The sequence below is a fragment of the Streptomyces sp. NPDC058685 genome, assembly GCF_042714725.1.
Classification (GTDB): domain Bacteria; phylum Actinomycetota; class Actinomycetes; order Streptomycetales; family Streptomycetaceae; genus Streptomyces.
Genome location: NZ_JBHXSL010000058.1, coordinates 21,084 through 45,232, shown reverse-complemented (window position 1 = coordinate 45,232; position 24,149 = coordinate 21,084). Strand labels below are relative to the sequence as shown.

18 protein-coding genes and 1 pseudogene are annotated in these 24,149 nt (G+C 72.2%); 7 read left to right on the top strand and 12 right to left on the bottom strand.

Annotated elements, in window-relative coordinates:
• Window positions 1-130 precede the first annotated feature (130 nt).
• Entirely contained in the window at window positions 131-1,021 is an 891-nt protein-coding gene (locus tag ACFWU3_RS31330) for a LysR family transcriptional regulator (RefSeq protein ID WP_384444436.1), read from the bottom strand.
• A gap of 89 nt (window positions 1,022-1,110) precedes the next feature.
• Between ACFWU3_RS31330 and ACFWU3_RS31325 the strand changes: the two genes are divergently transcribed.
• On the top strand, window positions 1,111-2,067 hold the full coding sequence (locus tag ACFWU3_RS31325) for an EamA family transporter (RefSeq protein WP_384444435.1): 957 nt from the start codon (window positions 1,111-1,113) through the stop codon (window positions 2,065-2,067).
• Here the strand turns inward: ACFWU3_RS31325 and ACFWU3_RS31320 are convergent.
• Window positions 1,958-2,731, bottom strand: a pseudogene (locus ACFWU3_RS31320) (sugar phosphate isomerase/epimerase family protein); the annotation flags it as partial. The gene ACFWU3_RS31325 and the pseudogene ACFWU3_RS31320 overlap by 110 nt on opposite strands.
• Complete coding sequence (locus tag ACFWU3_RS31315; protein WP_384444434.1) at window positions 2,728-3,663, bottom strand: GNAT family N-acetyltransferase; 936 nt, start codon at window positions 3,661-3,663, stop codon at window positions 2,728-2,730. The pseudogene ACFWU3_RS31320 and the gene ACFWU3_RS31315, both read right to left, overlap by 4 nt.
• A 468-nt stretch (window positions 3,664-4,131) precedes the next feature.
• Here ACFWU3_RS31315 and ACFWU3_RS31310 point away from each other — a divergent pair, with 468 nt between their 5' ends.
• Window positions 4,132-5,955 carry a glycoside hydrolase family 3 protein gene (locus ACFWU3_RS31310; RefSeq protein ID WP_384444433.1) on the top strand — a complete coding sequence of 608 codons (1,824 nt, stop codon included), beginning with the start codon at window positions 4,132-4,134 and terminating at the stop codon, window positions 5,953-5,955.
• Between the two features lie 134 nt (window positions 5,956-6,089).
• Window positions 6,090-6,719, top strand: coding sequence for a hypothetical protein (locus tag ACFWU3_RS31305; protein ID WP_384444432.1), 630 nt, complete (start codon window positions 6,090-6,092; stop codon window positions 6,717-6,719).
• 32 nt (window positions 6,720-6,751) lie between these two features.
• Here the strand turns inward: ACFWU3_RS31305 and ACFWU3_RS31300 are convergent, their stop codons facing one another.
• The 5 genes from ACFWU3_RS31300 to ACFWU3_RS31280 all read right to left on the bottom strand — a co-directional run bounded on the left by ACFWU3_RS31300 (window position 6,752) and on the right by ACFWU3_RS31280 (window position 14,769).
• Window positions 6,752-8,185, bottom strand: a complete 1,434-nt coding sequence (locus ACFWU3_RS31300) for a S28 family serine protease (RefSeq protein WP_384444431.1) — start codon at window positions 8,183-8,185, stop codon at window positions 6,752-6,754.
• A gap of 131 nt (window positions 8,186-8,316) precedes the next feature.
• Window positions 8,317-8,688: a hypothetical protein gene (locus tag ACFWU3_RS31295; RefSeq protein WP_384444438.1), complete on the bottom strand. Its 372-nt coding sequence runs from the start codon at window positions 8,686-8,688 to the stop codon at window positions 8,317-8,319.
• A gap of 118 nt (window positions 8,689-8,806) precedes the next feature.
• Window positions 8,807-12,523, bottom strand: coding sequence for an ABC transporter ATP-binding protein (locus ACFWU3_RS31290; RefSeq protein ID WP_384444430.1), 3,717 nt, complete (start codon window positions 12,521-12,523; stop codon window positions 8,807-8,809).
• 119 nt (window positions 12,524-12,642) lie between these two features.
• Window positions 12,643-13,620: a serine hydrolase gene (locus tag ACFWU3_RS31285; protein ID WP_384444429.1), complete on the bottom strand. Its 978-nt coding sequence runs from the start codon at window positions 13,618-13,620 to the stop codon at window positions 12,643-12,645.
• A gap of 111 nt (window positions 13,621-13,731) precedes the next feature.
• Window positions 13,732-14,769, bottom strand: coding sequence for an esterase-like activity of phytase family protein (locus ACFWU3_RS31280; RefSeq protein WP_384444428.1), 1,038 nt, complete (start codon window positions 14,767-14,769; stop codon window positions 13,732-13,734).
• A gap of 195 nt (window positions 14,770-14,964) precedes the next feature.
• Here ACFWU3_RS31280 and ACFWU3_RS31275 point away from each other — a divergent pair, with 195 nt between their 5' ends.
• Window positions 14,965-17,034, top strand: a complete 2,070-nt coding sequence (locus ACFWU3_RS31275; RefSeq protein ID WP_384444427.1) for a TerD family protein — start codon at window positions 14,965-14,967, stop codon at window positions 17,032-17,034.
• Window positions 17,035-17,306: 272 nt separating this feature from the next.
• Window positions 17,307-17,648 carry a hypothetical protein gene (locus ACFWU3_RS31270; protein ID WP_384444426.1) on the top strand — a complete coding sequence of 114 codons (342 nt, stop codon included), beginning with the start codon at window positions 17,307-17,309 and terminating at the stop codon, window positions 17,646-17,648.
• 18 nt (window positions 17,649-17,666) lie between these two features.
• On the opposite strand, the gene ACFWU3_RS31265 is transcribed toward ACFWU3_RS31270, so the two are convergent.
• Together ACFWU3_RS31265 and ACFWU3_RS31260 are read right to left on the bottom strand one after the other, a co-directional pair.
• Window positions 17,667-18,410, bottom strand: a complete 744-nt coding sequence (locus tag ACFWU3_RS31265; protein ID WP_384444425.1) for an ABC transporter permease — start codon at window positions 18,408-18,410, stop codon at window positions 17,667-17,669.
• On the bottom strand, window positions 18,407-19,342 hold the full coding sequence (locus ACFWU3_RS31260) for an ABC transporter ATP-binding protein (RefSeq protein ID WP_384444424.1): 936 nt from the start codon (window positions 19,340-19,342) through the stop codon (window positions 18,407-18,409). Before ACFWU3_RS31260 ends, ACFWU3_RS31265 begins: the two co-directional genes overlap by 4 nt.
• 107 nt (window positions 19,343-19,449) lie before the next feature.
• Here ACFWU3_RS31260 and ACFWU3_RS31255 point away from each other — a divergent pair, with 107 nt between their 5' ends.
• Both ACFWU3_RS31255 and ACFWU3_RS31250 read left to right on the top strand, forming a co-directional pair.
• Window positions 19,450-20,625 carry a sensor histidine kinase gene (locus ACFWU3_RS31255; RefSeq protein ID WP_384444423.1) on the top strand — a complete coding sequence of 392 codons (1,176 nt, stop codon included), beginning with the start codon at window positions 19,450-19,452 and terminating at the stop codon, window positions 20,623-20,625.
• A gap of 4 nt (window positions 20,626-20,629) precedes the next feature.
• The gene (locus tag ACFWU3_RS31250; protein WP_384444422.1) at window positions 20,630-21,280 is read left to right on the top strand and encodes a response regulator; all 651 of its coding nucleotides are present in this window, start codon (window positions 20,630-20,632) and stop codon (window positions 21,278-21,280) included.
• A gap of 106 nt (window positions 21,281-21,386) precedes the next feature.
• On the opposite strand, the gene ACFWU3_RS31245 is transcribed toward ACFWU3_RS31250, so the two are convergent.
• Together ACFWU3_RS31245 and speB are read right to left on the bottom strand one after the other, a co-directional pair.
• Window positions 21,387-23,069, bottom strand: a complete 1,683-nt coding sequence (locus tag ACFWU3_RS31245; RefSeq protein ID WP_384444421.1) for a thiamine pyrophosphate-binding protein — start codon at window positions 23,067-23,069, stop codon at window positions 21,387-21,389.
• Window positions 23,066-24,046 carry an agmatinase gene (speB, locus tag ACFWU3_RS31240; RefSeq protein WP_313946212.1) on the bottom strand — a complete coding sequence of 327 codons (981 nt, stop codon included), beginning with the start codon at window positions 24,044-24,046 and terminating at the stop codon, window positions 23,066-23,068. Before speB ends, ACFWU3_RS31245 begins: the two co-directional genes overlap by 4 nt.
• Window positions 24,047-24,149 lie beyond the last annotated feature (103 nt).

The window sequence follows — 24,149 nt, the reverse complement described above, 5'->3', positions numbered from 1 at the left end:
CGGACACCCCCCTCCGGAGAACCCGAACCCCGCACCCACCCACCAACCGGGCGCACCCGCACCACAAGAACCCGCACCGGACAAGAACCCGCACCACAAGACCCGCACCACAAGAGCCCGCACCCGTGGCTCAGCCGCACGCACCCCGCAACGCCCCCACCGTCGCCGCGATCGACGGGCGTCTCGCCGCCCCCTCCCGCCACAGCGCGTACAGCCGCCGCCTCGGCACCGGCGTCAGGGGCACCTCCCGTACCCCCTCCGGCAGCGCCCCCCGCCCCAGGCGCGGCATCACCGCGATCCCCAGCCCCGCCGCCACCAGCGCCAGTTGGGTGTGGTTCTCCTCCGCCTGGTGGACGAGGTCGGGCTCGTTCCCCGTCGCCCGGAGCGTCCGTATCAGCCAGTCGTGGCAGACCGTGCCCGGCGGCTGGCAGATCCAGCGCTGACCGGCGAGGTCCTCGCGCCGTACGGATGCCAGGGACGCCAGCGGGTGCCCCTCCGGCACCAGCAGATCGCACAGGTCGTCGCCGAGGTATTCCTGTTCGACGCCGTCCGGCGCGGGCAGTGGGGCGATGTCCCAGTCGTGGGCGACCGCGAGGTCGGTCATCCCGCGGGCCACGAGGTCGACGGACAGATGCGGGTCGACCTCGGTGAGGCGGGCGTCCAGGGCGGGGTGCCGGGCCAGTTCGGCGAGGACACCCGGCATCAGTCCGCGCGCGGCGGACGGGAACGCGGCGATCGTCAGGCGGCCTGTGGGCTGTCCGCGCCGTTCCTCCAGCGTGGTCTCGGCGCGTTCCACGATCGCGAGCAGTTCCTCGGCCGTCCCGGCGAGGTGCTTCGCCTCGTCGGTGAGCGCGACCCCCCGTCCCCGCCGCTCCAGCAGCGTCGTCCGCGTCTCCCGCTCCAGCTTGGTGATCTGCTGCGACACCGCGGACGGGGTGTACCCGAGCGCGGTCGCCGCGGCGGCCACCGAACCGTGCACCGCGACCGCGTGCAGCGCCCGCAGGCGTCCCAGATCGAGCACGACCCACCCCCATTCGTAAGTAACGCTCAATTCCACCATGAAGAAACCCGCGCTGGTGCTACATGGTCCGGGCCCGTGATCCTCGACCCATGCGTCCCGTACACATGGCACTCGCCGTGACCGTCGCCGCGGTCTGGGGAGTCAACTTCGTCGTCATCGAACTCGGCCTCGGGCACTTCCCGCCGCTGCCGTTCTCCGCGCTGCGCTTCCTGGTGGCCGCGCTGCCCGCCGTCTTCTTCGTGGGTCGCCCCAAGGTCGCCTGGAAGTGGCTGATCGGGGTCGGGCTGGCGCTCGGGGTCGCGAAGTTCGGGCTGCTGTTCATCGGCATGGACCGGGGCATGCCGGCCGGGCTGTCGTCGCTCGTGCTCCAGATCCAGGCGGTGTTCACCGCTGTCCTCGCGGCGGTCGTGCTCGCCGAACGGCCGGGCAGGGCACGGGTCCTGGGCATGGCTGTGGCATTGGGCGGCATCGCCCTGGCCGCCGTCGACGAGGGGACGTCGGGACCGCTGCTGGGCTTTGTGCTCGTCGTCGCGGCCGCCGCCTGCTGGGGTGTGTCCAATGTGCTGACCCGCAAGGCGTCCCCGCCGGACGCCCTGAACTTCATGGTCTGGGTGTCCGTGGTCCCCGTACTGCCGCTCCTCGCGCTCTCGTTGCTGTTCGAGGGCCCCTCGGCGGATCTGCACGCCCTGCGCTCCCTCGACTGGAGCGGCGCCGGGACCATCGTCTACGTCGCCTGGGGCGCGACGGTGTTCGGCTTCGGGGCCTGGGGGTTCCTGCTGCGCCGCTACCCCGCCTCCGCCGTCGCGCCCTTCTCGCTGCTCGTGCCCGTCTTCGGCATGACGTCCGCCGCGCTGCTGCTGGACGAGTCGGTGAGCCCGCTGCGCTGGGGCGCCGCGGTGCTCCTCGTCGGTGGTGTCGCGCTCACCTCGCTGTCGCGAGCAGCTGCTCCAGATGCATCCGTCCCGGCGCCAGCAGTGCCGGCAGGTCCGCTGCCTCCGGATGCCAGCGCTTCTCGTACTCCCAGCTCAGCCACGTCTCGTCGGTGAGCTGGGCCAGGCACTCGGCGAGCGGCAGCACACCGGTGCCGAGCGGCAGCGGGGCGAGGTCGTCGGCCGAGGCCACGTCCTTCACCTGGACGTAGCCGAGGAACGGGGAGAGCGCGGCATGGGCGACCGCCGGTTCCTCGCCCTCCAGCCAGGGGTGCACCACGTCCCAGATCGCGCCCGCGTACAGATGGCCGACCGGTCCGAGGATGCGGGAGACCCCGGCGCCGGTCCGGTGGGAGTCGTGGGTCTCGACGAGAATCCGAACGCCGAGCCCGGCCGCGGTCTCGGCGGCCGCGCCGAGCCGGCGGGCGGCGACGGCCTCCGCCTTCGCCGGGTCCTGGCCCTCCCCGCCGGGGAAGACGCGCACATGCGGCGCGCCGACGTCCTTGGCGAGCCGCAGCAGCTCCTCGACCTCCTGGATCACGGCCGCGTCCTCGCCGGGGGCCGCGAGGCCGGTGTACCCGCAGACCGCGAGGATCTCGACACCGGCCCGGGAGAACTCGTCCGCGACGGCGGCCCGTTCGGCGGCCCCGAGCCCCGGGTGCACCGGCTCCTCGCGGTCGGCCCGCAGCTCCACCCCCTGGTACCCGGTGTCGGCGGCCAGCTGGACCACGTCCCGGATGGGCATGCCCGGCACTCCGAGCGTCGAGAAGGCGAACTTCACTTGACCGTTCCTTCCTGCAGGGGCAGCCGCCAGTCCTGGCCGACCAGATCCACTCCGTACGAGCGGTGCGGCTTCTCGGCGACGAGGGTGAACCCGGCCCGCTGGTAGATCCGGCGGGCTCCGGTCAGTACGTCGTTGGTCCACAGCACCAGTTCCCGGTACCCCACTTCGCGGGCGAAATCCACCACCGAGCGCACGAGTCGGTCGCCCAGACCGTGCCCGCGCGCCTCGGGTTCCACCAGGAGCAGCCGCAGCCGCGCGGTGGCGGGGGCGTCGTCCCTTACGCACATCACCGAGCCCACCGGTCGTCCGTCCAGCTCGGCGATCCACACCCGTTCCAGATGGGGATCGTGGTCCTGGGCGAAGTCGGCGACGATACGGGCGACGAGGCCCTCGAAGTCGGCGTTCCACCCGTACTCCGCCGCGTACACGGCGCCGTGCCGCTGGACGACCCAGCCGAGGTCGCCGGGGCGCGGGTCGCGCAGCACCGGGCCCTCGCGGTGGGCGGGCCGGTCGGGGGTGAGGATCTCGCGCACGGTCCGCATCGACGCGACCAGCCGGGTCCGGTCCTCCGCGGTGACCCCGCCGAGCAGCGTCCCCACGGCCTCGCGCGAGCGCTCGTCCAGCAGGGCGGCGGCTTCGCGGCCCTGGGCGGTGAGGGTGATGCGCTGCCGCCGCGGGTCCCTCTCGGACGGCGCCCGGGCCACGAGCCCGTCCCGCTCGAACTTGGCGAGGAGCCGGCTCAGGTACCCGGCGTCGAGGGACAGCTCGGCGCGCAGGTCGGCGGCGTCGGTCCGGGGGCTGTGGGCGAGTTCGTAGAGGACGCGGGACTCGGTGAGGGTGTAGGGGGTGTAGAGGTGCTTGCTGTAGTCGAGCGCGCCGATGAGGTTGGTGTAGAAGCGGTTGAAGGCGCGGATCTCCTGGATCGGCATGAGTGGGCTCCCAGCTTTTTCCTTGACTGAGTCAACGCTAGGCCCGGGTGGCCGTCGGGGCAAGGGCGGGGCGGTCCCGGCGTCCCGGGGCCGCGGACCGAGGGCTAGCGCCACAGGAACCTCATCTCCCCCAACCGCACCGGTTCCGGCCCGCGAGGCAACCCGCCCTCCCGCATTTCCGTCTAACCCGCCACTCCGTCGGATGCGACCCGCAGTGCGGTGTCGGCTCTCGCTGCTCCACCCGCGAGCGCCGATCCCTCCCTCTCCCGCCGCATGCGGCCGGCGGCCCCGCCGCCACCGGTGCGCCCCCTCCGAAGCGCCGGTGGCGGCCTCCGTACCGGTGACCTTTCGCGCGGCGCGCGCGCTTTTCCTTGCCGCACCCTTGACCTGGCAGTAATTTTCGGGCTATCCGTGTGCTTTGGAAGTTTCCTTCAACTCCCTTGTCGAGCAAGGCCGGAAGGAGCACCCATGCACGACCGGAGCCTCTCCAGGCGCACCCTTCTCAGCGCGACCGCCGCCACCGCCGTGGCGGCGAGTGCCGCCGCGGTCCCCGCGTACGCCGCCGGATCCGTGTCCCATGACCACCGAGACCGGCTGAAACGCCTGATCTCCCGGATGAGCCTCGAGGAGAAGGTCGGCCAGCTCTTCGTCATGCGGGTGTACGGGCACTCCGCGACCGCGCCCGACCAGGCGGACATCGACCTGAACCTCAAGGAGATGGGCGTCCGCACGGCCGCCGAGCTGATCGCCCGGTACCACGTCGGCGGCATCATCTACTTCGCCTGGGCCCACAACACCCGCGATCCCCGGCAGATCGCCGGGCTGTCCAACGGTATCCAGCGCGCGGGCCTCGGCCAGCCCACCCCCCTGCCGCTGCTGATCTCCACGGACCAGGAGCACGGCATCGTCGCGCGGGTGGGCAGGCCCGCCACCCTGCTGCCCGGAGCGATGGCCCTGGGGGCCGGCGGCTCGCGGTCCGACGCCCGCGGCGCGGCGGAGATCGCCGGGGCCGAACTGGCCGCCATGGGCATCCTCCAGAACTACGCCCCGGTCGCGGACGTCAACGTCAACCCGGCCAACCCTGTCATCGGGGTGCGCTCCTTCGGCTCCGACCCCGCGGCCGTCGCCCGGATGGTCGCCGCCCAGGTCCGCGGCTACCGCAGCGCCGGGGTGGCAGCGACGTCGAAGCACTTCCCCGGCCACGGTGACACGACCGTCGACAGCCACACCGGCATCCCGGTCATCACCCACACCCGCCAGGAGTGGGAGGAGATCGACGCCCCGCCGTTCCGCGCGGCGATCGACGCCGGGATCGACTCGATCATGACGGCGCACATCCAGTTCCCCGCCCTGGATCCGAGCAACGACCCCGCCACCCTCTCCCGTCCCATCCTCACCGGCATCCTGCGCGAGGAACTCGGCTACGACGGCGTGGTGGTGACCGACGCGCTCAACATGCAGGGCGTGCGCGACAAGTACGGGGACCACCGGGTGCCGGTGCTGGCGCTGAAGGCGGGCGTGGACCAGTTGCTCAACCCGCCGGACCTGGCCGTCGCCTGGAGCGCGGTACTGAACGCCGTCAAGGGCGGCGAGCTGACCGTCGAACGCCTCGACGAATCGATCCTGCGGATCCTCCGCCTCAAGGAGCGTCTGGGGCTGTTCCGCCGGCCGTTCGTCTCGGAAGGGAGTGTGGAGCGCAAGGTCGGCACGCGCGCCCATCTGGCCGCCGCGGACCGGATCGCCGACGGCACGACGACCCTGCTCGTCAACGAGCGCGGGCTGCTGCCGCTCAGCCGCCGCAGGGAGCCCCGGCTGCTCGTCGTCGGCGCGGATCCCGCCTCCCCGACCGGGACGACCGGGCCGCCGACCGCGGTACTGGCGAAGGCCTTCACCGAACTGGGCTTCACCGCCACCGCCCTGTCCACCGGCACCGCTCCGGCCGCCGCGAAGATCGACGAGGCGGTGGCGGCGGCGAGCGGCAAGGACGCGATCGTCGTCGCCACCTACAACGTCACCGCCACCAGCACCCAGCGCACGCTGGTGGCCCGGCTGGTGGCGACCGGTGTGCCGGTGGTGGCGCTGGCCATCCGCAACCCGTACGACATCGCCCACCTCGGCGGTGTGCCGGCGGCGCTCGCCACGTACTGCTGGACCGATGTCGAACTGCGGGCGGCGGCGCGGGTCGTCGCGGGCCGCACGGACCCCGAGGGCCGGCTGCCCGTACCCGTCCCGCGCGCGGACGACCCGGGCCGGGTGCTGTATCCCGTGGGACACGGTTTGTCGTACGACTGACGTATCTCATCCGGCCACCGCCACCGGCGCACCACCGGCAATCGTCCTGCGGCCTTCCGTGCGGCTGGCGTGGCCCGCTTCGGCGGGCCACCCTGGACGCACCGGCCGTACGGCCGGATGCCCGGGGGGTCCGTATGGCAGGAATTCGGCGGTCCGCGGGCGCGGTGAGCGCCCTGGTACTCGTGCTGGTCGCACTGACGGCCGGCTGTGTGCAGACGGCGGGCGGGCCGGCCGCGGCCGGGACACCGTCCGGTTCCGCCGCCGCGTCCCCCTCACCGGACCACGGGGCGGTCTTCCTGGGCCGGGGCGACTGCGCCTCGCGCGCCCGGGAGTTCGGGGAGGTGCCGTGCGCCAGTGAGCGGGCCGCGGCCCGGGTCCTCGCGCGGTACGGCGGCCGGTCCTCGACCGGGCCGGCCTGTCCCGTGCCCACCGACTTCGTTCTGCACATCTCCGAGGGGCGCCCGTCGGCCGACGAGGACGGGGACGGCGATGTGGGCCAGGGCTACGCCTGTATGCGCAATCTGCTGCCGCCGCACCCGGGCGACCCGGGCGGGGGCGGCGGCCCGCACACGCTGGTGGGCGACTGCGTCTACACCGCGGCCGAGGGGCAGGTGAAGGAGACGGCCTGCGACGGATCGGGTGAGCACCGGCCCGAGTTCACGGTGGCATCCGCCCGTGCCGAGAAGGCCCAGTGCCCGAAGTCGACGGCCCTGTACGTGCATCTGGGCGGGAACAAGGCGGTGGGCTGCGCCCGCCGTGTGTGAGTGACACGGCGGGCACAGCCCACGCGGCGGCGTCACGGCCGCAGGGACGGCTCCCGCTCGATGTCACGCTTGTCGAGCTTCGCGTCGTACGCCGTCAGACGCTTCGCCTTGGCCTCGTCCTGCTGGACGGTGGCCGGGGCGACGCCCGCCCACTTCAGGATGGAGGCGGTGGCGGCGGCCTTCTGGTCGGCGACCAGAGCACCCACGCTGGCACCGTGGTTGGCGCCGGGGGCGACGTACACATAGCTGTCACGGGCACCCTTGCCCACGCGGAACTTCTCGGCGCCCCACGGGTCGTTCTGACCGTAGACGAACATCATCCGCTGGGCGTTGTCGCGCACCCAGTGGTCGACGTCGTCCATGACGAACGGCTTGAAGCGCATCGGGATGTCGCGCGGCACGAAGTTCCGCGGCGGCTGGTAGCCGTACCGGCTCAGGCCCTTGAGGTGCGGCTGCTTGATGTCGGGCGAGCCCAGCTCGGTGCCGGCCTGGTAGTAGTACGGCGTGTACGGCGCGAGGCCCTGGTCCGTGTAGAACGAGAACCCGGAGATCGCGTCGATGCTGTCCCAGATCTGCTGGTCCGTCGCCGTCTTGGCGACCGGGATCGCTTCGCAGTCCGCCAGCAGGCTGTACTGCCAGAACGCCCAGGTGTAGTCGAGGACGACAGCCTCGAACGCCTTGTCCTGCGAGCCGACCGTCGTGAAGGTGTAGCCGTTGTCGGCGGCGTACTGGGTGTAGATCGCCGCCAGCTGCTTGCGCCGGATCAGCGCCTCACGCTGCACGTTGTTGAGCTTGGTGCGGCATTCGGCGGTGCCGACGCCCGCGAGGAAGCGGTCGTAGGCCGAGTCCTCGTTGTTCTGCACGTCGTTGGGGGCCACGTAGGCGACGACGCCGTCCATGTCGCGCGGGTAGAAGCGCTCGTAGTACGTGGCCGTCATACCGCCCTTGGAGCCGCCGGTGGTGAGCCACTTCTTGGCGTACACCTTCTTCAACGCGGTGAAAAGGCGGTGCTGGTCGCTGGCGGCCTGCCAGATGTCCAGCTTCGACCAGTCGGCCGGTTCGGGACGGGACGGCGTGAAGAAGCGGTACTCCACGGAGACCTGGTTGCCGTCGATGATGGCCGTCGGCTCGCTGCGGCGCGGTGTGGTGTTCACGTTGTAGCCGGAGGTGAACATGACCGTGGGCCGGTTGGTGTCCTTGTGCAGCAGGGTGATCCGCTGCTTGAAGGTCCCCTTGCCCGGGTGCCGGTGGTCGACCGGCTGTGTGTAGTTGAGGACGAAGAACCGGTACCCGGTGTACGGCTTCTCCTCGATGAGACTCATGCCCGGAATCGCGAGGATCCGGTCCTTGATGTCCGTGCCGGGCGCAGGCTCCGCGGCGGTAGCCGCACCCGCCGTCGCGCCGGCCGCGCTCATCGTGCCTATGAGCACCACGAGCGACAGCAGCCATCTGAGCGCCTTGCTCATTCACCCTCCCCTTGGTTCACCTGTGACGCGGTGAACCTAGCGGGGGCAATGCCCGGCTGGCCACCCCCAGTTGACTGCCGGGTAACCGACGGCAGGTCAGGGGGCGTCAGGGGATGCGGGGCGACGACGGGTCAGCACAGGATCCAGCCGGTGGAGCGGGCGACCCCGGCGATGGCGCCGGTGGCCCGGACACAGCGGTTGAGCGCGTGCACGGTGACCGGTCCCGCCTGGCGGGTGAAGGTGCCGCGGTCGACGGCGGCGCGGCCGCCGCGGGCCTGGAGCGAGACGGACATCGCCCGCCGGGCTCCGGGGTTCCTCGCGACCGTCATGGCGCACGCGTAGTTCCGGTTCTTGTAGACGCGCAGTTCGCCGCCCGGGAACCGCACGGTCTTCTGCGCCCGCCCCGAGCAGCCCGAGGCGACGGCCTCCGCGCTCTGCGTACCGGGCCCGGCGAGGGACAGCGCCCCCGCGGCCATCAGCACCGCGAGGAACTGCGCCAGCAGTCTCCTCACCGGCCTGGTCGTCTCCGTCCCACCGAACACCTTTGCGCCCCCTCGTCACAGCCCCGTACATGCGTACGACGCAGCCGGGGGCGGAACGGTTGCCGACCCCACGACATGGTCACACCGCGGCCGGTTCGTCCTCTCCTATGAAGGTCCGCCACAGCGTGGTGTAACGGCCCTCCAGAGCGAGGAGCTCGTCGTGGGTCCCGTCCTCGACCACCCTGCCGCCGTCCATCACCACGACGCGGTCGGCGCGCGCGGCGGTCGTCAGCCGGTGTGCGACGACCAGGGTGGTGCGGCGGCCGGTCAGCCGGTCGGTGGCCTGGTTGACCTGGGCCTCGGTGGCCAGGTCAAGGGCGGCCGTCGCCTCGTCGAGGAGCAGCACATCGGGGTCGACCAGCTCGGCCCTGGCCAGGGCGATCAGCTGGCGCTGGCCCGCCGAGAGATTGCGCCCGCGCTCGGAGACCTCGTGCAGATAGCCGCCGTCCAGGGTGGCGATCATGTCGTGCGCGCCGACCGCGCGGGCCGCCGCCTCCACATCGGCGTCACTCGCGCCGGGGCGTCCGTAGGCGATGGCGTCGCGGACCGTGCCCTCGAAGAGGTACGCCTCCTGCGGGACGACACCGAGCCGGTGCCGGTAGGCGGTGAGGTCGAGCTCGCGCAGATCCTGTCCGTCGGCGGTCACCCGGCCGCTCGTCGGGTCGTAGAACCGCGCGACCAGCTTGACCAGCGTGGACTTGCCCGCGCCGGTCTCGCCGACGAAGGCCACCGTCTGGCCCGCCGGAATGCGCAGATCGATGCCCGTGAGGGCCTCCTCCTCGTCGCCGTAGCGGAAGTCGACGCCCTCGAAGGCGATCTCGCCGCGCAGCGACGCGACGTCCACGGGCTTCTTCGCGCTCGCCGTCGACGTCGGTTCGTCCAGCAGTTCCTGGATGCGCCGGAGCGACACCGATGCCTGCTGGTAGCCGTCGAAGACCTGGGACAGCTGCTGCACGGGGGCGAAGAAGAGGTCGATGTAGAGGAGGTAGGCGACCAGGGCGCCGGTGCTCAGCGTGCCCGCGTCGACCCGGTGCCCGCCGACGATCAGGACGGCCGCGGCGGCCACCGAGGAGAGCAGCTGTACGAAGGGGAAGTACACCGAGATCAGCCACTGGCCGCGGACGCGGGCCTCGCGGTAGTGCTCGCTGCGGGCCACGAAGCGGTCGTTGCCGGAGCGCTCGCGGCGGAACGCCTGCACGATCCGCAGCCCGGACACGGACTCCTGGAGGTCGGCGTTGACGACGCTGATGCGCTCGCGCGCCAGCTCGTACGCCTGCACGCTCTTGCGGCGGAAGAAGAAGGTGCCGACGATCAGCACCGGCAGGGTCGCGAAGACGACGAGCGCGAGCTGGAGGTCGATGACCAGCAGGGCGACCATGATGCCGAAGAAGGTGACCACCGAGACGAACGCGGTGACCAGACCGGTCTGGAGGAACGTCGACAGGGCGTCCACGTCCGTCGTCATCCGGGTCATGATCCGGCCGGTCAGCTCGCGCTCGTAGTAGTCGAGCCCCAGCCGCTGGAGCTGGGCGAAGATCTTCAGACGTACCGAGTAGAGGACCCGCTCGCCGGTGCGACCCGTCATCCGGGTCTCGCCGATCTGCGCGCACCACTGCACCAGCACGCTCAGCAGCGCGAGGCCGGAGGCCGCCCACACCGCGCCGAGGGCGACCTGTTCGACACCCTGGTCGATGCCGTGCCGGATCAGGACCGGGAGCAGCAGGCCCATACCGGCGTCGACAGCCACCAGCAGCAGGCTGACGAGCAGCGGGAGTCCGAAGCCGCGCAGCAGCAGCCGCAGGCCCTGGCCCTCGCCCTCGGTGTGTTCGACGCGGACGGGGCGGGCCTCGTCGATGTCTGGTGTGTCGTCGGCCGGCGGCAGTGCCTCCACCTGGGCGAGCAGCTCGGGGGTGGCTCCCGGCGCGGCGGACTCCTGGGCGGTCTCCTCGCGCACCCACAGCCGGGGCGTGATGCCGCGCTCCGCGTCGAACTCCGCGTCCAGCTCGTCCCGTACGGTGCTGTCGCTGCCCGGGTCGGCCTCCAGCGCGGGAGCGTGCCCCGGCGATACGCCGCCGAGCTCGTCCGGGTCGGTCAGCAGCCGGCGGTACAGGGCCGAGCGCCTGGTCAGCTCCTCATGGGTGCCGATGTCCGCGAGCCGTCCCCCGTCCAGGACCGCGATGCGGTCGGCGAGCTGGAGGGTGGAGCGGCGGTGGGCTATCAGCAACGTGGTGCGCCCCGTCATCACGGAACGCAGCGCCTCGTGGATCTCGTGCTCGACGCGGGCGTCCACGGCCGAGGTGGCGTCGTCGAGCAGCAGCAGCCGGGGGTCGGTGAGGATCGCCCGGGCGAGCGCGACACGCTGGCGCTGGCCGCCGGAGAGGGTCAGACCGTGCTCGCCCACCGTGGTGTCGTAGCCGTCGGGCAGCTCGCCGATGAAGCCGTCGGCCTGGGCGGCGCGGGCGGCGGTCTCGATCTCCTCCTGCGTCGCGCCGGGCTTCCCGTACGCGATGTTGGCGCGGACCGTGTCCGAGAACAGGAAGCTGTCCTCCGGCACCATGCCGATCGCCGCCCGCAGCGAGTCGTACGTCAGCTCGCGGACGTCGTGGCCGCCGACGAGGACCGCGCCGTGCGTCACGTCGTAGAAGCGGGGCAGCAGGAGCGAGACGGTCGACTTGCCGCTGCCGGACGACCCGACGACGGCCACGGTCTCCCCGGGACGGATCTCCAGCGAGAAGCCGTCGAGGACCGGGCGCCCCTGGTCGTATCCGAAGGTCACGTCGTCGAACTCGACGGTGGCGGGGGCGTCCGCCGGGAGCACCTTGGTGCCCTCCGTCAGCGTCGGCTCGGTGTCGATCAGCTCCAGTACGCGGTCGACACCGGCGCGCGCCTGCTGGCCGACGGTCAGCACCACGGCGAGCATCCGGACCGGGCCGACGAGCTGGGCGAGATAGGCGGAGAAGGCGACGAAGGTGCCCAGCGTGATCTGGCCGCGGGTGGCCAGCCAGCCGCCGACGGCCAGCATGGCGACCTGCCCGAGGGCGGGGACCGCCTGGAGCGCGGGGGTGTAGCGGGCGTTCAGCCTGATGGTGCGCAGCCGGCCGGCGAACAGCTTGCGGCTCGCCTCGCGCAGCTTGCCCGTCTCCTGGTCCTCCTGGCCGAAGCCCTTGACCACGCGTACGCCGGAGACGGCGCCGTCCACGACACCCGCGACGGAGGCGGCCTGGCTCTGCGCGTACCAGGTGGCGGGGTGGAGCCGGACCCGGCTGCGCTTGGCGATGAACCAGATGGCCGGGGCCACGGCGACGGCGATCAGGGTCAGGGGCAGCGACAGCCACGCCATGATCGCGAGGGAGATCAGGAAGAGCAGGATGTTCCCGATGGTCATCGGGAGCATGAAGAGCAGGCCCTGGATGAGCTGGAGGTCGCTGGTCGCCCGGCCGACGACCTGGCCGGTGGAGAGCTCGTCCTGACGCCGCCCGTCGAGCCGGGTGATCGTCGCGTACATCTCGGTCCGCAGGTCGTGCTGGACGTCGAGGGCGAGGCGTCCGCCGTAGAAGCGGCGGACGTAGGTGAGGACGTAGACGACGACGGCCGCGGCGATGAGCACACCGGTCCACACGGCGAGGGAGCGGGAGTGGTCCCCGATCACATCGTCGATGACGATCTTGGTGATCAGCGGAACGAGCGCCATGACGGCCATGCCGCCCAGGGACGAACCGAGCGCGAGCAGCACATTGCGCCGGTACCGCCAGGCGTAACCGGCCAGGCGCCGGGCCCACCCCTCATTCGCCGCCACGTAGTGCCTCCCGTTGAAATTGATCCACCGGAAGGCACCAACGCGCCGAGCAGCGGATTTCATCCCGCCGCAACAAACGGATACGGCTCCCGCGGGTCGGCGGGAGCCGGTGAGGCCGGTCAGTGGGGAGCCGGAATCGCTTCCTTCGCCGCGCGCTCCGGCGTGGCCGGGACGGCCTCGTGCGGAACGGCCGGGGGTACGAACGCGCTGCGCGCGGGCGCTGTCGGGTTGAGGTCCTTGTGGATCGCCCGGGCGACGGCCTGGATGGTGTTCACACCGTCGTTCATCGTCGCGTTGTCGTGGGTGAGAACGGTGATCTGGTAGTTGTGACCGGGGCCCGTGAAGGCGCCGATGCTGTGCACGCGCCAGCCGTGCGTGGCCCGCTGGAGCCAGCCGTTCTTCACCTGGACGGTGGCGGTGGCGGGCGCCCCGGCGGGGGTGCCCCAGCGCTGCGAGGCGACGACGTTCTGCATCAGCTTGAGGGCGTAGGTCCGGTTGGGCTCGCTGATCACGGTGTTCTTCGCCGTCAGCATGCCGAGCAGCTTCTGCTCGTCGCGGGCGTTGATCTGGGTGAGGCCCCAGTAGCCGTCGGCGCCCGGCACGGTCTTCGTCATACCGGCCGCGGTGAGGAAACGCTTGATCTTGGTGAGACCGAGCTGCTTCCACAGAGCACTGGTGGCCGCGTTGTCCGACTTGGTGATCATGTCGCTGGCGAGGGTGAACTCGCGCTTCGTGAAGCCGCGCTTCTGGAACTGCACCTCCTGGAGGAGGGCGGCGAGCACGGTCACCTTGACGACGCTGGCCGAGTCGTACTGCTGGTCCGGCCGCAGGGTGCAACTGGTCTTGGTGATCCGGTCGTTGAGCAGCACAGCCGTCGTCGACTTCCGGCCCTTGAGGGCGGCGGTGATGTCGGCGGTCAGCTTGGCGGCGAGACCGGCCTGCTGGGAGGTGCACGCGACCTGCGGCGGCGCGGCGGCAGCAGGCGCCGTGGCGGCGGCGAGCGGCACGAGTGTCGCGACGGCGACGACCCCGGCAGCGCTTCTCGCGCGACGCGACGGACGGCCGGTGGCGCGGCCGGATATTCGGTGGTGAGTCATGAAGATTCCCCGTCCCCTGAATGCCTGTGCGGGGCGTCTCCCCGACGCCCCCGCAGCACTTGACTCACGGCGGGCGGAAAAGTTGTACGCCGTTATCGCACAGTGAGCAGGTCAGCGGCGGGGCAGCCGCACGGTCAGCCGGTAGAAGCGGGTGATCTGGGTGGCGTTCTCGTTGTCGTCGCTCGCCAGCAGCAGCCGCAGCCGCCCGTCGCGGGTGTGCCCGGTGACGGCAAGGGCCTCGATGTTGTCGAGCAGCGGATTGGGCTGGGGCTGCTTGGCGGGCGCTCCGAGCGAGGGGCAGTCGGCGAGGTCGGCGAGGAGCGTCTTGTCCGCGAGGCGGACGTCCGGCCGGCCGGTCAGGTTCTCGACACCGCTCACATCGCGGGCCCGGGCGGTGTCGGCCAGATACAGCCGGACGGTGTTGCCGACGCCCGCGGTGAAGCCGCGCTCCAGCACGAGGAGCCGGCCGTCGCCGGTGGCCGTGATCTCGCTGACGCCGAGGGCGGTGTCGGTGCGGTAGCCGTACTGGGCGGCGAGCCGGAAGGCGTGCCGCGGGCTGTCCCGGTGCCAGCTCTGGAGCCGGACGATCCCGGGGGCGTCGCCACTGATCGCCCCCTCCATCGCGGCGACGAGCCGCCGGCCGCCGCTGTCCAGGGTCAGCCCTTCGAAGGTGGCGTTCCGGGTGGCCCGCCCGGCGGGTGCGACCTGGAGGGCGTCCGGCACGGACAGCCGGCCGAGGATCTTCCCGTGCCGACTGTACCGGCGTACCGAGGGCTCGGTCTCACTGGCGACCAGCCGGCCGCCATCCCGCTCGACGACGAGCCCTTCGGAGTCCAGCGGCGCCCCGCTCTCGTCCGCGAGCCGCACGACACCACTCGGCCGCAGCCCTGTCCCGCGCAGCCGGAACAGCTCGGACCGGTCGGAGAGCGCGGCGATCTGGCCGTCACGGTCGACGGCGAGGGCGGAGAAGTTGCCGACGAAGGTGTCCTGGAAGCGGGTCTTGTCGAGGGCGTCGGAGTAGCTGTCGATCCCGACCCGCGGCGAACACCCCCGGTCGGCAGGGCGGGCGAGGGCGGGCGCGGCGGCGGCGAGACAACCGGCGACGGCCACGGCGGCGGTGACGGAGGCGAGGAGCGGGCGCAGACGCATGGGGGACACGGTAGGGGGGCGGGGATGGAGGCCGGGGGGACTCGACGTGAACTCCGGTCTTCACATCATCTCCTCATGCACCCCTCCTCGGCGCTACGGTTCATCACGTAGCAGGGAGTGCGACGTACGTCACAGATCGACGTCGTCCGGCAGCTCCGCCTGCGTGAAAACAGCTGCACGTCCTGGGGGGACAGCATGCGCGAGATGGCCAAGGGCGCGAACGTGGGCCTGGCGGACCTGAGTGACGACACCGGATCGGTGATCGTGAGCCTGCGCTGGAGCAGCGCCACCGGAGACGGGGACGCCGACGTCTCGGTGATGCTGCTCAACGGCGACGGGAAGGTACGCGGCGACACGGACTTCTTCTTCTACAACCACCCCGCCGCGCCCGACGGCAGCGTGCAGTTGCTGGGCAAGGCGCCCACCGACGGGGGCAGCGAGGACCGGATCAGCCTCGATCTGACGGCGGTGCCGACGGACGTGGAGCGCATCGTGGTGGCGGCCAGTCAGTACGGCGGGGCCTGCTTCGGTGAGCTGGACGACCTGCGGGTGACCGTTGCCGACCGCGGCGGCGAGACGCTGCTCGGTTTCTCCATCGACGACGCCGGTGTGGAGAGCGCCTTCCTCTTCGGCGAGTTGTACCGGCGGGGCGAGGAGTGGAAGTTCCGGGCGATCGGCCAGGGGTACGAGTCCGGACTGGCCGGTCTCGCGACCGATTTCGGCATCGACATCGTCGACGACAGCGCCGACGAGGAAGCCGCCGAGGGCGACCCCGGATCCGGGCCGGCCGCGGTGGAGCAGGAGCCGGCGCCACAGGCACCGCCCTCGGCGGCAGCCGTGCCGCGCGCGACGCTCCCCGCGCAGGACGCACGCGGGGATCAGCCCGGCGCGGGGACGACACCCCAGCGCGCCCCTGGGCCACGGACCGCCAAGAAGAAGGTCACGCTGCCCAAGGTGGCGAAGAAGTCCCTCGCGGAGAACGAGGCGTGGCGGCCGGCACGGCTGTTCCCCGCACCGACGCTCAAGAGCGACAAGGAGCGTGAGTTGCGGGCGACGTCCGTCCTGCTCTCGGTGATGGCCGAAGTGCCGGAGTTCGGGCGGCGGCTGACGGCGCCTTTCGGCGCGCCTGCCGGTCGCATGCAGACGTTCACCGAGGTCACGCTGCCCCACGGAGAGACGCCCAGGCGTCCCGACGGGGTGATCCGCGTGGAGCGGGCCGGGAAACTGTGGACGGGTCTGGTCGAGACGAAGACCAACGGGAACCCGCTGCGGCCCGAGCAGGTCCAGGACTACATGGACATCGCCGCACGGCGGGGCTACGAGGCCGTGATCACGCTGTCCAACGACGTCGCCCTCGAAGGGTGTCCCCCGGTGGCGGCCAAGACCGACGGACGGCGCAAGCACAAGGTGGCCCTCTGGCATCTCTCGTGGGCCGAAGTGGCGCACCAGGCGCAGATGCTGATCCGCCACGAAGGCGTCGGCAACGCCGCACACGCGTGGCTTCTCCAGGAGCTGCTGTCCTACCTCCAGCACGAGAACTCCGGCTGCCACGGATTCCAGAACATGGGGCCCGCCTGGGTGCCCGTGCGCAACGGCATCGACACGGAGACCCTCTGCCAGGGCGACCGGCGCGCCATCGAGGTGGTGGAGAGCTGGGAGCAGCTCATCCGCCAGGTCTGTCTGCGCCTCGGGGGCGAGCTCGGCCAGAAGGTCCTGCCGGTGCAGCGCGCCACGCGGGGCGTCGATCCGCGGACACGCCGCGCCGCACTCGCCGACGGGCTCTGCGAGGACGGCCGGCTGACCGCCGAACTGCGCATCGACAGCACACCGGGTGTTCTCACGATCGTGGCCGATCTGCGGACCGGCAAGCTGCGGACCTCCATGGAGGTCCGGGCCCCCGAGGGCAGCTATCCCCTCACCTCGGCGAAACGACTGCTGCGCATGCTGGCCGAGGCACCGGCGGATCTGCATGTGGAGACCCTGGTGGAGGGGGGCCACGGACCGCGCGGCACGCTGGAGCGCCTGCGCCCGGAGCCGGCCGACATGCTGCCGAAGGACGGCACCCGGGCGACGGGTTTCCGGCTGTCGCTGTTCAAGGGCATGGGCGTCACGCGTGGCAGTGCCGAAACGGGATTCATCCGCAGCGTCGACGACGTGGTGGACCGGTTCTACGCCCAGGTGGTCGCCCAGCTGGGCCCCTTCGAGCGCCGTCCGGCGGCCCGGTCGCAGCCCGCGGAACCGGCCGTCGCGGGGGCCGGGGCGTAGGAGGACGGGGCGGGGGCCGCCGGCAGACCCTGGGATCGGCGCCGGCACGGGACTGCGGGCCGGGGCGGCCGGCGGACGGGCCCCCAGGCCCTCGGGCGCAGGCGCCTGCCGGCCCGGGGCCCTGAAGCCTGCGTGGCCGGCGGAACGCGGCCCTGCCGCAGCGCCCGGCACCGCCGCCCCGTCCCCCGACCAGACCCTCACCTGATGCCGGGATCGCGGGGACGCGGCAGGGTGGGCTCGGCAGGAACTTCCCGCACAGACGAGGATCATCCATGTCCGTGACCCACTCCCGGCGTCTCGCCGGTGCCGCCGGGGCGGCGTTCCTGGTCGTCGCCGTCGCGGGGTGCTCCGGCCTCGGCCGCAACGCCGCGGGCACCCTCGCCTACGAGACCGCCGACAAGCGGCATGTGAGCGTGTCGAACCCCCTGGTGACGGGCTGCCACCGGCTCGACGCGCCGGGAGCCGTCTCGGTCACCAACAACACGCTGGTGGACCTCGTGCTGTACCCGACCCAGGACTGCACGGGCGAGGACACGATCTATCTGCCCACGACGGTGTCGGACATCATCGCGCCCGGCGCCCGCCCCTGGCAGAGCTACACCATCGTCCACTGAGCCCGGCCGTCGTCCCTCTCAGGCGTCCCGCCGGGCGAGGGACCGGCCCCCCGCCCACAGCGCCGCGCCCACCCACAGCGCCAGCACGCCGAGACCGCTCCACGGGCCCAGCGTGCCCGTCGCGTCCTGGAGCAGGATCTGCCGGCCCGCGCGGTCGGGGAGGAACTCCACCGCGCCTCCGTCCTCGGAGAGGTCACCGATGACGAAGGACAGCATCAGCAGGAAGGGGATGAGGAGGCCCATCACCGCGGGCGCGCTGCGGAGGACGGCCGCGAGGCCGGCCGAGAACAGGGTGATGAGGCACAGGAAGATCCCGCAGCCGACCACCCCGCGCAGAGTTCCGGGGTCGGTGAGGGTGAGGCCGCGGTCTCCGAGGAAGGACTGACCGGCGAGGAAGCAGGTCAGGCTGGTGAGAAGGCCGACCCCCAGGGAAAGCGCTCCGACGACCGCGAGTTTCGACAGCCAGAACAGCCCTCTGCGCGGCATCGCGGTCAGGGAGAGGCGGATCGCGCCGCTGCGGTACTCCCCCGCGACGGCCAGGGCTCCGAAGCTGATGGCCGCGATCTGGCCGAAGTCGAGCCCGAAGAAGGACGTGCGCAGCGGGTCGAAGTCCGGCCGCGCGGACTCCTGCGGGTCGAGGGTGGCGCATGCCAGGACCGAGAAGGCGACCGTGGCCACGAAGACGGCGGCGAGCGTGGCGCACAGGGACCGCACCGAGCGGATCTTCAGCCACTCGGCGTGCAGAACGGGCTTCAGGTTCACGGTCGTACCTCCTGGCCGACCGGGCGGGTGACGGCGAACTCGGTCCGGTCCGCGGTGAGGGCGAGATACGCCTGTTCCAACGTGGCGTGCTCTCCGGCGAGTTCGAGGATCGGGATGCCTTCCTGCGCGGCCAGCGGGCCGATGTCCGTCACCCGTGCGCCGTCGACCGTCCAGGTGCCGTCCTCGCCTGCGACGGCGGTGTAGCCCTTGCCTGTGAGCACGGTCCGCAGCCGCTCGTCGTCGGTGGTGCGCAGTCGTACCCGTGGCGTGGTCCAGGTGTCGATGAAGTCCCGCATGCCGGTGTCGGCGAGCAGCCGTCCCCGGCCGAGGACGACGAGGTGGTCCGCGAACGAGGCCGTCTCGCCCATCAGATGGCTGGAGACGAGCACGGCCCGGCCCTCCGCGGCCAGCTGCCGCATCAGCTCGCGGATCCAGATGATGCCCTCGGGGTCGAGGCCGTTCGAGGGCTCGTCCAGCATCAGGACCGCCGGGTCGCCGAGCAGGGCCGCGGCGATGCCGAGGCGCTGGCGCATGCCGAGCGAGAACGTCCTGATCCGGCGGTGCGCGGCGGAGGCGATCCCCGACTGCTCCAGCACCTCGTCGATGCGCCGGGGTCCGATCCTGCCCGCCGCGGCGAGGATGCGCAGATGGTCGCGGGCGGTACGGGAGCCCTGCGCGGCCTGGGCGTCGAGCAGCGCGCCGACGTGGCGCAGTGGTTCACCGATCGCCGCGTAGGCCCGTCCGCCGATGGTGGCGGTGCCGGACGTGGGGCGGTCCAGGCCGAGGATCAGCCGCATGGTGGTCGACTTGCCGGCGCCGTTCGGCCCGAGGAAGCCGGTGACCCGGCCGGGGTGGACGGCGAACGTGAGCCCGTCCACGGCCCGGGTCGCCCCGTACCGCTTGGTGAGGTTGGTGACGTCGATGCTGGTCATGGGACCAGCGTGGCCGCCGGCCACGGCCCGTGGCCTCCCCCGCCGGTGGAAAGAGGCTCCCCCGCACGGGGGAGCCGCCCCGGCCCGGCCGCTGGCACGATGACGGGATGTTCCTCGGCCTCCTGCGTCCGCTGGCCCGCCCGGTCACCTACACCCGCTGGCTGCATCTGATCATCGGCACCGTCTTCTTCGGCATGTACCTGTTCGTGGACGAACACCGGCTGTACATCCCCTTCGTACTGCTGGGACTGGTGGGGCTCGTGCCGGCGGTACGGCTCGCCGAAGGCCTCCAGGCGCGGCTGCTGCTGTCGCCGCACGGCTACAAGGACGCGTCCTCGGGCATCGCCGCCGCGTCGTCCGCCACCTGGGCCGACCGGGGGCGCACGGCGCTGTGGCTGGAGATCCGGCTCGGGCTGGGACTGCTCTGCGGTCTGGTCACGGTCCAGTTGCTGGGGGCGGTGGTGGACCTGGTCTCGGCGGTGTCCGGACCCGGCCCGGCACGGGTCCTGACGCTCCGACTGCCGGGCGGCCACTGGTGGTACGCGCTACTGGTACCCCTGCCGCTCGCCGCGCTCGCGGCCTTCGTGGTGGGCGCCGGGGAGCTGGTCACGGCGATCGCCCGGCGGCTGCTCGGCCCCTCCGCGGCGGAACGGCTGGCCGCACTGGAGGAGCGCACCGAGCAGTTGCTGGAGCGCAACCGCATCGCGGGCGAGCTGCACGACTCGATCGGGCACGCGCTGACGGTGGCGGTGGTGCAGGCGGGGGCGGCCAGGGCCGCGGGGAACGCGGAGTTCACGGACCGCGCGCTCGGTGCCATCGAGGAGACCGGGCGGGCGGCGCTGGAGGACCTGGAGCGGGTCCTGCTGGTGCTGCGGGAGTCCGGCCAGCCGGTGGGCAGCCGCCCGACGCTGGCCGACGCGGACCGGCTGCTGGAGTCCGCGCGCGCGTCCGGCGCGGAGGTGGTGGCGGAGGTGAGCGGGCCGCTGGCGCTGGTCCCCGGGCCGGTCTCCCGGGAGGGGTACCGCATCGTGCAGGAGGCGCTGACCAACGTCCTGCGGCATGCGGGCCCGGTGCCGACGCAGGTGCGGATCGAGGTCGCCGCCGGCCGGCTGGAACTGGAGGTGAACAACTCCCTGGTGGAGCCCGCGACTTCAAGCGGCCGCGGCAGCGGGCTGCGCGGTATGCGGGAGCGGGCCGCGCTGCTCGGCGGCCACGCCACGGCCGGTCCGCACGAGGGCCGGTGGAGGGTGCGGGTCGGCCTGCCGCTGGACGGCCTACGCTGACCGGGTGCCGATCTCCGTACTCCTCGTCGACGACGAACCCCTGGTCCGGGCCGGGCTGCGGGCCGTCCTGGAGGCGCAGCCGGACATCGAGGTGACCGGTGAGGCGGCCGACGGCGCGGCGGTGATACCGCTGGTGCGCCAACTGCGCCCCGATGTGGTGGCGATGGACGTCCGGATGCCCCTGCTCGACGGCATCGAGGCGACGCGGGCCGTGCTGCGGACGGTGGCCGACCCGCCGAAGATCCTGGTCATCACGACCTTCGAGAACGACGAGTACGTCTACGAGGCCCTGCGCGCCGGCGCCGCGGGCTTTCTCCTCAAGCGGGCCCGCCCCACCGAGATCGTGCACGCGGTCCGGCTCGTCGCGGAGGGCGAGTCGCTGCTCTTCCCTGCCGCGGTGCGCTCTCTGGCCGCGGAGTACGGGAGCGGCACCGCCCGCGTGGCGATGGAGCGCGCAGCGCTGACCGAGCGCGAGGCGGCGGTGCTGCGGCTGATGGCACGCGGTCTGACGAACGCGGAGATCGCCACGCAGTTGCTCGTCGGCACGGAGACGGTGAAGACCCATGTCAGCGCCGTGCTGGGCAAGTTGGGGGCACGGGACCGCACCCAGGCGGTCATCGCCGCGTACGAGTCGGGGTTCGTGACACCCGCCTGAGCGGCCGCGAACAGACCTGCGCCCCGCCGCTCTCGGGGGAGTGAGCGGCGGGGCGCAGGGGTTCGGTACGGGCCGGTCCGGACGACCGGCCCTCAAAGACCGGCCCTCAGAGGTGGGTCGGCGCGAACATCCTCAGGACCGCCGGGAGGACGACCACCGACGGGCCGGGCTCCGCGAAGGACTTGGCGAGGTCCTCCGTCAGCGATTCGGGCGTCGTACGGACGGCCGGCACACCGAAGGACTCGGCGAGAGCCACGAAGTCCGGACGGGCGAGCTCGGTGGCCGTCGCCTCGCCGAAGGCATCGGTCATGTACTCGCGCAGGATGCCGTAACCACCGTCGTCCACGATCAGCCAGGTGACGGGGAGTTCGTACTGCCGGGCGGTGGCCAGTTCGGCGATCGAGTACATCGCCCCGCCGTCGCCGGAGACCGCGAGGACCGGCCGGGTCGGGTCGGCGGCCGCCGCGCCGAGGGCGGCGGGGAAGCCGTAGCCGAGGCCGCCGGCGCCCTGAGCCGAGTGCATCGTGTTCGGGTGGCGGGCGTCGAACGCCGACCAGGCCCAGTACGCCAGGATCGTCATGTCCCAGAAGCTGGGCGAGGTGTCCGGCAGGGCTTCCCTGACGGAGGCCAGCAGCCGCTGTTCCAGGGTGAGTTCCTGGGCGTCGATGCGTTCGCGCACGGCCGCAAGGACCGTGCGCACCCGCTCGGGCGCGGTCTCGTCCTGACGGGGCTCCACCGTCTCCAGCAGGGCCGACAGCGCGAGCCGCGCGTCCGCGTGGATGCCGAGGCAGTCGTGGTTGGAGCCGAGCTTGCCGGCGTCCGCCTCGATCTGGATCACCCGGCCGCGCGGGGCGAACGTGTGGTAGTTCGAGGACAGTTCACCGAGACCGGAGCCGACGACCAGCAGGACGTCGGCGTCCTCCAGGAAGTCGGTGGTGTGCCGGTCCTCCAGCCAGGACTGGAGCGAGAGCGGGTGCTCCCAGGGGAAAGCGCCCTTGCCGCCGAAGGTCGTGACGACCGGGGCGTTGATCCGCTCGGCGAGCGCGAGCAGCTTGCCGCAGGCGTCGGAGCGCACGGCACCGCCGCCCGCGATGATCGCCGGACGCCGGGCGTTCGCCAGCAGATGGGCCGCCACGGCGGTCAGTTCGGGCCTCGGCACGACCTCGTCGGGGGTGGCGTCCATGGCGGTGACGACCGGCAGTTCCGTCTGTGCGAGCAGGACGTCCTGCGGGATCTCGACCCAGACCGGCCCGTGCGGCGCGGTGAGCGCCGACTCCCAGGCGGCGGCGATCGCCGAGGGGATCTGGGACTGGGTACGGGCCGTGTGGACCGACTTCACCACGTCCCGGAACGACGCCTGCTGGTCGCGCAGTTCGTGCAGATAGCCGTGGCGTCCGCCGCCGAGTCCGGCGCTCGGCACCTGGCTGCCGACAGCGAGCACCGGCGCGGAGGCGGCGGCCGCCTCCTGGAGCGCCGCCAGCGACATCAGCGCGCCGGGTCCGGTGGACAGCAGCAGCGGGGCCACCTCTCCGGTGATCCGGCCGTAGGCGTCGGCGGCGAAGCCGGCGTTGTTCTCCACGCGCAGCCCGACGTAGGAGAGCGACGAGCGGCGCAGGGCGTCGAACATGCCGAGCGCGTGCTGGCCCGGCAGCCCGAAGACGGTGGTGGCGCCGAGGCCCTGGAGCGTCTCGACGACGAGGTCACCGCCGTTGCGCCCGGCCGGCGGGTTGAGCGCGGCCTGCGTCTGCTGCGGTGTGGGCCGCAGGACGATGTCGTGGTCGTGCGTCACTTCGCCCCGCCCGTCTCGCGAGCGGCGGCGATCTGCCGGGACATGATCGTGGTCAGCTCGTACGCCGTGTGGGAGGCGGCGACGGAGGTGATCTCGGCGTGGTCGTACGCGGGGGCGACCTCGACGACATCGGCGGAGACGAGGTTGCAGGAGGACAGGCCGCGCAGGATCTCCAGCAGCTCGCGGGAGGTCATGCCGCCGGCCTCGGGGGTGCCGGTGCCGGGAGCGTGCGCCGGGTCGAGGCAGTCGATGTCGATCGAGATGTACAGCGGGCGGTCGCCGATGCGGGCGCGCAGCTGGTCGGCGACCTCGTCGGCGCCCCGGCGGTAGACGTCCGCGGAGGTGACGATGCCGAAGCCGAGCTTCTCGTCGTCGGTGAGGTCCTGCTTGCCGTAGAGCGGCCCGCGGATGCCGACATGGGAGAGCGCCTCGGTGTCGAGGATGCCCTCCTCGACGGCGCGGCGGAACGGGGTGCCGTGCGTGTACTCGGCGCCGAAGTACGTGTCCCAGGTGTCGAGGTGCGCGTCGAAGTGCAGCAGCGCGACCGGGCCGTGCTTCTTGGAGACGGCGCGCAGCAGCGGCAGCGCGATGGTGTGGTCGCCGCCGAGGGTCATCATCCGGGCGCCGGTGCCGAGCAGGTCGTCGGCGGCGGCCTCGATGGTCTCGACGGCCTCGTTGATGTTGAACGGGTTCGCCGCGATGTCGCCGGCGTCGGCGACCTGGGCGAGCGCGAAAGGCGAGGCGTCCTGCGCCGGGTTGTAGGGGCGCAGGAGCCTCGACGCCTCACGGATGGCGTTGCCGCCGAAGCGCGCGCCGGGACGGTAGGAGACCCCGGCGTCGAAGGGCACACCGACGACGGCGACGTCGGTGGTGCCGACCTCGTCGAGCCGTGGCAGCCGGGCGAACGTGGCGGGTCCGGCGTACCGCGGGATGCGGGACGAGTCGATCGGGCCGCGCGGCTGCTCGTTGCTGCTCATGTGAAATGCCTTCTTTCCTACGCTTCGTTGCGGTTACGACTGTAAGGCTTGCCGTTCGGATCGTGCCGGGCTCGCGTGCCCTGGCACGCACGCTGACCCGGCC